This is a genomic window from Cellvibrio sp., assembly GCF_053579595.1.
In genome coordinates, this window is record NZ_JBRFPI010000512.1 from 1 (window position 1) to 2,554 (window position 2,554).

Annotated in this window: 3 protein-coding genes; all 3 read right to left on the reverse strand. The window is 49.7% G+C overall.

Going from position 1 to position 2,554, the window contains the following annotated elements:
* Positions 1-102, reverse strand: a 102-nt coding sequence (locus ACWA6V_RS20515; RefSeq protein ID WP_449524229.1) for an HPF/RaiA family ribosome-associated protein, incomplete at its 3' end; no start/stop codon positions are given.
* Between the two features lie 114 nt (positions 103-216).
* Positions 217-1,863, reverse strand: coding sequence for an RNA polymerase factor sigma-54 (locus ACWA6V_RS20520; RefSeq protein WP_449524227.1), 1,647 nt, complete (start codon positions 1,861-1,863; stop codon positions 217-219).
* A gap of 203 nt (positions 1,864-2,066) precedes the next feature.
* On the reverse strand, positions 2,067-2,554 hold a 488-nt coding region (gene lptB, locus ACWA6V_RS20525), incomplete at its 5' end, for an LPS export ABC transporter ATP-binding protein (protein WP_449524228.1).

Below are 2,554 nucleotides of genomic sequence, written 5' to 3' on the forward strand. Positions count from 1 at the left end.
GATGCGGTCGTGGTGGTGCGTTAAACGTTCTACTTTGCTGGTTACATACTCTCTCATGGAATCGGTAACTTCTACATGGCGACCGCTGATATTTATTTGCATAGATACTTCCTCTCGCTAGAAACAAAACGGTTGCGGCTGGCACAACCTCGCATTACATCCATGAATTTTTTTGATCCGAACTTTATTGGTACTACAACTAATACAATTAAATAGCTAAATAGTTTTGCGTTCATTCGACGGTGGAATATTGAGTGATTCACGGTATTTGGCGATGGTGCGGCGCGCCACTTGAATCCCCTGCTCGGCTAGCAGATCGGTAATCTTGCTATCGCTGAGCGGTTTTTTCGGGTTCTCGGCGCTCACCAATTTTTTGATGATTGCGCGAATCGCAGTTGATGAACATTCGCCGCCGCTGTCGGTGCTGACATGGCTGGAGAAAAAATATTTCAGTTCAAAAATACCCTGCGGGGTATGCATGTATTTTTGTGTGGTCACACGTGAAATTGTAGATTCGTGCATCTCCACAATTTCGGCGATATCGTGTAGCACCAGGGGTTTCATCGCCTCGGGGCCGTAATCCAAAAAGCCGCGCTGTTTTTCCACAATACAACTCGCCACTTTCAGCAGGGTTTCATTGCGGCTCTGCAAACTTTTCAAGAACCAGCGCGCTTCCTGCAAATTATCTTTAAGGAAGGTGTTGTCGGTGCTGGAGTCGGCGCGTTTCACCATGGAGGCGTAGTCGGAATTGATGCGCAGGCGCGGCGCAATATCCGGATTGAGTTCCACTATCCAGCGGCCATCACGCTTTTCAACGAATACATCAGGTACGACATATTCGGTATCGCCGTTGGCGATCATATCCCCCGGGCGGGGATTCAAACTTTGGATTAATGCCACTGCCTGGCTTAATTCAGCTTCTTTCAATTTGGTGCGGCGCATCAGCTGGCGATAATCGCGGCTGCCGAGCACTGGCAAATATTGCTTGGCAATTAATTTTGCCGATTCCAAAAACGGTGTTTTCGGATCAAATTGCTGTAGTTGCACTAACAGGCATTCAGATAGATTTTGACTGCATACACCGCAAGGGTCGAATTGTTGCAAGCGGTGCTGCACTGCTTCAACTTCGTCGAGTTCCAGTTCTTCAAAATCGCCGCGCATACCTTCAAAAATTTCTTCGATGGTGATGGACAGCATGCCGCTCGGTTCCACCGCATCGATAATTGCCATCGCCAGTACGCGGTCGCGATCCGACATGGGCGTCAGGTTTAACTGCCACATCAAATGGTCATAGAGCGAATCAGTTGCGGCGCGGCGACTTTCAAAATCATTGTCTTCGTTGTCGTAGTTGCTGGAGCTGCTGCTGGAGGACGATTGGTAAACATCATCCCAACTGGTATCGACCGGGAGGTCGCTGGGGATGGAATCGCTCCAGTCGCCGCTGTCAGCACTAAAGCCATCACCTTCGCCGTATACATCGCTATCGCCAAAACTTTCACTTTCACCTTCACCGAAGCTTTCACCGCCTTCGGAATAGCTATTGGTTTCGCTGTAGTTGTCGGCTGTGCTGGAGGAGAAATTTTCGCTCGCGGTAAAGTCGGTGCCGTGGTCAGTGCCAGCTTCAGCGGCTATCTCCAATTGGCGGGTGTAATCCGCTTTATCCAGTTCGCTCCCTTCGTAATCATTGGTGCTGCTGGGACTATCGAAGCTTTCTTCCACTTCCAGCATGGGGTTGGATTCAAGCGCTTCCTGTATTTCTTGCTGCAGGTCTAACGTCGATAATTGCAAGAGGCGGATGGCCTGTTGCAATTGCGGAGTCATGGTCAGCTGCTGACCGAGTTTGAGTTGGAGAGATTGCTTCATTATGTGAACGACAAACCCTTATAACGCAGGATGGAAAACATCAGATAGGTGGAGTTTAGTCAGGGTTTGGCGCGCAAGCAATAAGCTTAAGCAAGCTTTATGCCTAATGATCAAATAATGTTACTTGTCAAGTTGTTTGTGTGTTGCCTAAGGTGTTGCTGACGGGCGGTTGGTAACACCGGAGGTGACGGGTTTAGCCATCTTTACAGCCGGAAATGCTCGCCTAAATAGACTTCGCGTACCTTGCTGTTGCTGAGTACGGTTTCGGCATCGCCCTCGGCAATAATGTGCCCTTCGCTAACGATATAGGCGGTCTCACAGATATCGAGCGTTTCCCGCACGTTGTGGTCGGTTATCAGCACGCCGATACCACGGTCTTTAAGATGGCGCACAATTTCTTTGATGTCGTTGACTGAAATAGGGTCAACACCGGCAAAGGGCTCATCGAGAAGGATAAATTTAGGGTCGGTGGCCAGCGCACGGGCGATTTCTACCCGGCGGCGTTCACCGCCTGAAAGTGCCATCCCCAGGCTGTCGCGAATGTGGGTGATATGGAATTCATTAAGCAACGATTCGAGCTTTTCCTGGCGCTGGGTTCGATCCAGATCTTTGCGCGTTTCCAGGATTGCCATGATGTTATCGGCGACAGTCAGCTTGCGGAAAATCGATGCCTCTTGCGGTAAATAGCCTA